This is a genomic window from Pseudomonas sp. PI1 (genome assembly GCF_000812405.1).
In the GTDB taxonomy this organism is placed as follows: domain Bacteria; phylum Pseudomonadota; class Gammaproteobacteria; order Pseudomonadales; family Pseudomonadaceae; genus Pseudomonas; species Pseudomonas citronellolis.
Genome location: NZ_JWMC01000029.1, coordinates 37,918 through 44,442, shown reverse-complemented (window position 1 = coordinate 44,442; position 6,525 = coordinate 37,918). Strand labels below are relative to the sequence as shown.

The window sequence follows — 6,525 nt, the reverse complement described above, 5'->3', positions numbered from 1 at the left end:
AGCTTGGGCTCCTACTCGTGCTCGCAACACCGCGGACCTGCAGCTTGCCTCCCGTCGCTCTCACCTTCGATCCTATCGAAAGTCGCTGACACAAGCGGACCTTGTCCGCGATAGCCGGAACCACCGGCGCGTTTCGCGGATGAGATCCGCTCCTACGCTGCCCCACCCCCGCCATTCCCATGTAGGAGCGCGCCCTGCGCGCGAATCGCGGGCAGGGCCCGCTCCTACAGGCGAACCGCATGGCACGGCGTTTGTTCGCGAGCAAGCTCGCTCCTACGAAGGGCACCTCGGCGCGGTTACAGGTTGACGCCAAGTCTCCCGTCCATGCCTGCCCGCCAATCCCACGCCCTTTCCCACAGACGAAAAAAAGCCCCGCCAGAGCTGCGCTCGGGGCGGGGCGGAGAGTGGGACGAGGAATCAGTCGGCCAGGCCCAGACGCCCCTGCTGCAGGCTTTCGCGAGCCTGGCCGCGGGTGGCCAGGCAGTAGTACAGCGGGCAGGTCACCAGCAGGCCGGCCAGCCAGGACAGGTCGGCGCCTTCCAGGTAGTTGGCGTAGGGCCCGACGTAGAGCGCGGTGTTGGCGAACGGCAGTTGCACCAGGATGCCGATGGCGTAGGCGATGATCGCGTGCGGGTTGAAGCGCCCGTAGATGCCGCCGTCGGCGCGGAAGATCGAGGCGATGTCGTAGCGCCCGCGCTTGACCAGGTAGAAGTCGATCAGGTTGATGCAGGCCCAGGGCACCAGGACCAGCAGCAGGGTGAGGATCAGCCCGATGAACTGCGAGATGAAGTTCGCCGAGGCGCTCAGCGCCACCAGGCAGCTACCGGCCAGCACCACCGAGGACAGCGCCACCCGCAGGCGCACGCTGGGCGTCCAGGCGGCGGCGAAGGTCTGGATTGAGGTGACGATGGAAAGCACCGCGCCGTACAGGTTCAGCGCGTTGTGGCTGATGATGTTGAGCAGGAACAGCACCATCAGCGCCGGGCCGAACACGCCGGTGGCCTGCTTCACCGCGGCCATGGCCTCGGTGCCTTCGGGCGTGGCCAGCACCGCCACCGCGCCGAAGCTGAACGACAGGCTGGTGCCCAGCACCGCGCCGAAGAAGGTGGCGAAGAACGGCCTGGCGATGCCGACGCTGGCCGGCAGGTAGCGCGAGTAGTCCGAGGTGTAGGGCGAGAAGCTGACCTGCCAGATGATGCCCAGGCACAGGGTGGCGACGAAGCCGGAGAGGTTGAAGCCACCACGGCTGAAGAAGTCCGCCGGCAGCTGCTGGCAGAAGATCCACGCGAAGCCCACCAGCAGCGCGCCGCCCATCACCCAGGTGCCGATGCGGTTGAGGGTGTGGATGAAGCGGTAGCCGATCACGCCGATGGCGGTGGCGCCCAGGGCGCCGAACAGGATGCCCGCCGGCAGCGGCACGGCCGGGGCGATGCTGTGGATGGATTCGCCGGCCAGGACGATGTTGGAGATGAAGAAGCCCAGGTAGATCAGCGCGGTGAAGAACACGATCAGCAGCGCGCCGTAGCGGCCGAACTGGCCGCGGCTCTGCACCATCTGCGGGATGCCCAGCTGCGGCCCCTGGGCCGAGGCCAGGGCGATGCCGACGCCGCCGAGCATGTGCCCGAGGAGGATCGCCACCAGCCCCCAGAGCAGGTCCAGGTGGTAGACCTGGACCACCATGGCGCCGGTCACCACCGGCAGCGGCGCGATATTGGTGCTGAACCACAGGGTGAACAGGTCGCGCGCACGGCCATGGCGCTCGGCCGGGGGCACGTAGTCGACGGTGTGGTTCTCGATGAGCGGGGTGGACTCGGTATGGGACATCTTCTGGCTCGCTGCGGATGGCCGGGCGCGAGCACGGATCGGCCGGCCGGGCGGCCGACGTCGATCCACTGCGGGCGCGGACAGTCGGGAATCGGGATTGCAGGAATCAGGCCGCGGACGGCCTGGCGCCGGACCGGCGGTCCAGGGGCGGGTGCAACCTCGGGGAATCATCGAGCCAGGCCCGGTCGGGGGCGCGGCGGGGGAACATCATGGACAGCATCTTCTTGTCTTCTTTGTACGAAAGCCACGTATGAAATTTGCCTTCGGCAGCAAGCCCCGGAAAGGGCTGGCAGGCATGCCTAGGAGAACACCATATTATGGTATTCCAAAATTCCGGCAAGCCCCTTCCCCGCCAACGGCTCCGACCATGGTCTATCCTGGCATCCCTCCCGGCATCCCACCGAAGCCTTAGAGCCCAGTCCACATGCGGATTCCAGCCGCGAGCGCGACGTTCGTCGGCAACCGACTGGCGGTCACCCAGGGGCTTGAATTTTCAATAATACGGTATACCATCAGACGAAAATAATTCCTCCACCGCCAGCCCCCGTGGCAGCAGGTAACCGCAATGATCGACGCCAACCTCTACAAGCAAGTCATGGGCTCCTTCCCCTCCGGCGTGACCGTGATCACCACCCTGGACGAGGACGGCCAGCTGGTGGGCCTGACCGCCAGCGCGTTCAGCTCGCTGTCGATGGACCCGGCGCTGGTGCTGTTCTGCCCCAACTACACCTCCGACTCCTACCCGGTGCTGATACGCCGCAAGCAGTTCGCCATCCACCTGCTCTCCGCCGAGCAGCAGCGCGAGGCCTACAGCTTCGCCAAGAAGGGCAAGGACAAGGCCCTGGGCATCGACTGGCAACTGAGCGATCTGGGCAACCCGTTGCTGGAAGGCGCGACTGCGGTGATCGAGTGCGAGTTGTGGCGTGAGTACGAGGGTGGGGATCACGCGATCATGGTCGGCGCGGTGAAGAACCTGGTGGTGCCGGAGCAGCGGGTGCAGCCGATGGTTTATTGCCGTGGGAAGATGGGGGCATTGCCGGCTTTGGCGTGACGCCGATTGCCAGCGAGCTTGCTCGCGAACGGTGTTTCCCGGGGCGTAGGTGCTGGGTTCAAGAGCGCCCTCTCCCCAACCCTCTCCCGCAAGCGGGAGAGGGGGCTGTCCTGAGCGCCGGTTTCGCTCGGCCTTCTGAAGGGGCGTTCCGGTGCGCTTGGATGTTTCTCTGGACGAATCGCGGACAGAGTCCGCTCCTACGCCCATGCGAGCAACTGTCTTGCCGGCTGCGCCGAGGTGCTCTTCGTAGGATGGGTTGAGCTTGCGAAACCCATGCGGCCACGGTGATGGGTATCGCTTCGCTCAACCCATCCTACGGGGGTGTTGCCGGAGGGCGAGCGGACCTTGTCCGCGATTGGACTCACCGGCCACGCCGGACACCCCGGTGGCACGAACAGCCCCCACCACCTCGATCAGGTCCTGAACCGCGACACCAACCGATTCAACTCCTCCGACAGCCCATTCAACGTCTGCGCATCCCCCCGCGTGGCCTCCGCCAGCCCTGCCACTTCCCGGGCGTCGCGGTGGATCTGGGCGATGTGCCGGTTGATCTCCTCCGCCACCTGGTGCTGCTCTTCCGCCGCCGTGGCGATCTGCGCGTTCATGTCGCGGATCACGTCCACCGACTCGCGGATGGCGCCGAAGCAGGCGCGGGCCTCGCGGATGGAGCCGACGGTGCGCTGCGAGGCCTCCAGGCTGGATTGCATCTGCCGGCCGGTGTCGTGGGTGCGGCGGGCCAGGTTGCCCAGCAGCGCGTCGATCTCGCCGGTGGATTCGGCGGTGCGCCGCGCCAGTGCGCGGACCTCGTCGGCCACCACGGCGAAGCCGCGGCCCTGGTCGCCGGCGCGGGCCGCTTCGATGGCGGCGTTGAGCGCCAGCAGGTTGGTCTGCTCGGCGATGGAGCGGATGGTGCCGAGGATCGACTGGATGTCGTTGCTGTCCTGTTCCAGCTGGCGCATGGCGCTCGCCGAGCCGGCGATCTCCTCGCTCAGGCGGCCGACGCTGTCCACCGCTTCGTCGATCTGCAGCTGGCCGTCGTGGGCCTGGCGCTGGCCGCTGTCGGCGGAAGTCGCCGCCTGGCTGCAGGAGCGCGCCACCTCGTTGGCGGTCATGACCATCTCGTTGAACGCCGTGGACACCATGTCCACCGCCTCGCGCTGGCGCGCCGCGGCCTCGGCCAGGGCCTGGGAGGTGCCGCTGGCGCCGCCGGCGCTCTGGTGGATGCCGGAGGCGGCCTGGCCGATGTGCTGCACCAGGCGGCGGATGGCCTCGAGGAACTGGTTGAACCAGCCGGCCAGCTGCGCCGTCTCGTCGCGGCCGCGCACCGCCAGGCGCCCGGTCAGGTCGCCGTCGCCCTGGGCGATGCCTTCCAGGCCGTCAGCCACCGCGCGCACCGGGCGCACCACCAGGCCGGCGAACACGGCGCCGACGCCGGCGAAGCCCAGCGCTATCACCGCGGCGATCAGGCCGACCAGCCAGGTCAGGCGCGTCGCCCCGGCCATCACCTCGCTTTCCTTGATCAGGCCGACGAAGCGCCAGCCCAGGCCCTCCGACGGCCAGACGTTGGCCAGGTAGCGCTCGCCGTCGATCTCCACCTCCACCAGGCCCTTGTCGGCGCTGGCCAGGCTGGCATAGCCGGCGCCCAGCTCGCCGAGCTTCTTGAAGTTGTGCTCCGGCTGGTGCGGGTCGACCAGCACGGTGCCGTCGCCCTCCATCAGCATCAGGTAGCCGCTGTCGCCCAGGCGGATGCCCTTGACGATGTCGGTCAGGCGCTTGAGCGAAACGTCGATGTTGACCACCCCGCCCTGCTCGCCGAGACGGTTGGCGAAAGTGCGCACGCTGCTGACCAGCACCACCTTGTCCGCCGCCCAGTAGTAGGCGTGGGTGCGCAGGGTGCGGCCCGGCTGGGCCATGGCCGCCTGGTACCAGGGACGGCTGCGCGGATCGTAGCTGGCCAGCTTGTCGTCGCCCGGCCAGAAGGCGTAGCCGCCGTCGCGGGTGCCCAGGGACACGTAGGCGTAGTCCGGGTGGCTGTGGGCCAGGCCGGCGAACAGGTCGAACACCTGGCGGTCCAGCGCCCCGGTCGGGTGCTGCGCGGCGTCGGCGCCGATGTACTGCTTGAGACTGCCGTCGATGGCCTGCAGCTGCGGGTGCGCGGCCAGGTACTCGACGTTCTGGGCGATGCCGTCGAAGAACAGCTGCATGGCGTTCTCCACCTGGCGGATTTCCCGGCTGCTGCTGTCGATGAAGCCTTCCCGCGCCTCGCCACGCAGGTTGAAGATCACCAGCACGGCGACCAGCAGCACCGGCAGGCTGGCGATGGCGGCGAAGGCCAGGATCAGTTTCTGTTTGAGGTTCATCCTTAACTCCTTGGGGTGGCGCCGGGCAGAAACGCCTTGCAGATATTCCGTATTATGGTATACCAATAAACCACGGACACCCAGCACGTTTGTGGCCAATCGCCATGACCGCGCCCATTCCCCGAAGCAGCGGTGCGCGCAGGCGCATCCCATCCGCCGGCCCGCCCAGCGCCGGATACAAAAAAGGTTCGAGGTAAGCGATATGAAATTTTCCCTGTTCGTGCACATGGAGCGCTACGACGAGCAAACCAGCCACCGCCAGCTGTTCGAGGAACTCACCGAACTGACGCTGATGGCCGAGGCCGGCGGCTTCAGCACCGTGTGGATCGGCGAGCACCACGCCATGGAATACACCATCTCGCCCAGCCCCATGCCGCTGCTGGCCTACCTGGCCGCCCGCACCGAAACCATCCGCCTGGGCGCCGGCACCATCATCGCGCCCTTCTGGCACCCCATCCGCGTGGCCGGCGAATGCGCCCTGCTCGACGTGATCAGCAACGGCCGCATGGAAGTGGGCCTGGCCCGCGGCGCCTACCAGTACGAGTTCGACCGCATGGCCAACGGCATGCCGGCCACCGAGGGCGGCAAGTACCTGCGCGAGATGGTCCCGGTGGTGCGCGCGCTGTGGCAGGGCGACGTCGCCCACGACGGCGAGATCTGGAAGTTCCCCACCGCCACCTCCTCGCCGCGGCCGATCCAGAAGCCCACCCCGCCGATGTGGATCGCCGCGCGCGACCCGGACTCGCACAACTTCGCCGTGGCCAACGGCTGCAACGTGATGGTCACCCCGCTGATGAAGGGCGACGAGGAAGTGGTCGACCTGAAGAACAAGTTCGAGGCGGCCCTGGCCAACAACCCCGGCGTGCCGCGCCCGCAACTGATGGTGCTGCGCCACACCCACGTGCACAGCGCCGACGACCCGGAAGGCTGGAAGGTCGGCGCGCAGGCCATCTCGCGCTTCTACCGCACCTTCGACGCCTGGTTCGGCAACAAGCAGACCCCGGTCAACGGCCTGCTGCCGCCCAGCCCCGAGGAAAAGTTCAAGGAGCGCCCGGAGTTCGAGCTGGAAAACATCCGCAAGAACACCATGATCGGCACCCCCGAGGAAATCATCGCGCGCATCCGCCACTACCAGGAGCTGGGCGTCGACGAGTTCAGCTTCTGGGCCGACAACAGCCTGCCCTACGAGCAGAAGAAGAAGTCCCTGGAACTGTTCATCAAGCACGTGGTGCCGGCGTTCCGCTGAGTGCCCGCCCAGGCTTCGCAACGACAACGCCGGTCAGGAAACTG

The 6,525-nt window shown here is 67.4% G+C and carries 4 protein-coding genes and 1 pseudogene; 2 read left to right on the top strand and 3 right to left on the bottom strand.

Annotation, left to right across the window (positions count from 1 at the left end; genetic code table 11):
- Positions 1 to 417: 417 nt before the first annotated feature.
- On the bottom strand, positions 418 to 1,824 hold the full coding sequence (locus RN02_RS10895) for a purine-cytosine permease family protein (protein ID WP_043314504.1): 1,407 nt from the start codon (positions 1,822 to 1,824) through the stop codon (positions 418 to 420).
- Between the two features lie 565 nt (positions 1,825 to 2,389).
- On the opposite strand from RN02_RS10895, the gene RN02_RS10890 reads away from it, so the two are divergent.
- On the top strand, positions 2,390 to 2,875 hold the full coding sequence (locus RN02_RS10890) for a flavin reductase family protein (RefSeq protein ID WP_043314503.1): 486 nt from the start codon (positions 2,390 to 2,392) through the stop codon (positions 2,873 to 2,875).
- A gap of 413 nt (positions 2,876 to 3,288) precedes the next feature.
- On the opposite strand, the gene RN02_RS34680 is transcribed toward RN02_RS10890, so the two are convergent.
- Together RN02_RS34680 and RN02_RS34675 are read right to left on the bottom strand one after the other, a co-directional pair.
- On the bottom strand, positions 3,289 to 4,017 hold the full coding sequence (locus RN02_RS34680) for a methyl-accepting chemotaxis protein (protein WP_407733547.1): 729 nt from the start codon (positions 4,015 to 4,017) through the stop codon (positions 3,289 to 3,291).
- Between the two features lie 129 nt (positions 4,018 to 4,146).
- Positions 4,147 to 5,079, bottom strand: a pseudogene (locus RN02_RS34675) (cache domain-containing protein); the annotation flags it as partial.
- 358 nt (positions 5,080 to 5,437) lie between these two features.
- On the opposite strand from RN02_RS34675, the gene RN02_RS10880 reads away from it, so the two are divergent.
- The gene (locus RN02_RS10880) at positions 5,438 to 6,481 is read left to right on the top strand and encodes an LLM class flavin-dependent oxidoreductase (RefSeq protein WP_043314501.1); all 1,044 of its coding nucleotides are present in this window, start codon (positions 5,438 to 5,440) and stop codon (positions 6,479 to 6,481) included.
- Positions 6,482 to 6,525: the final 44 nt, after the last annotated feature.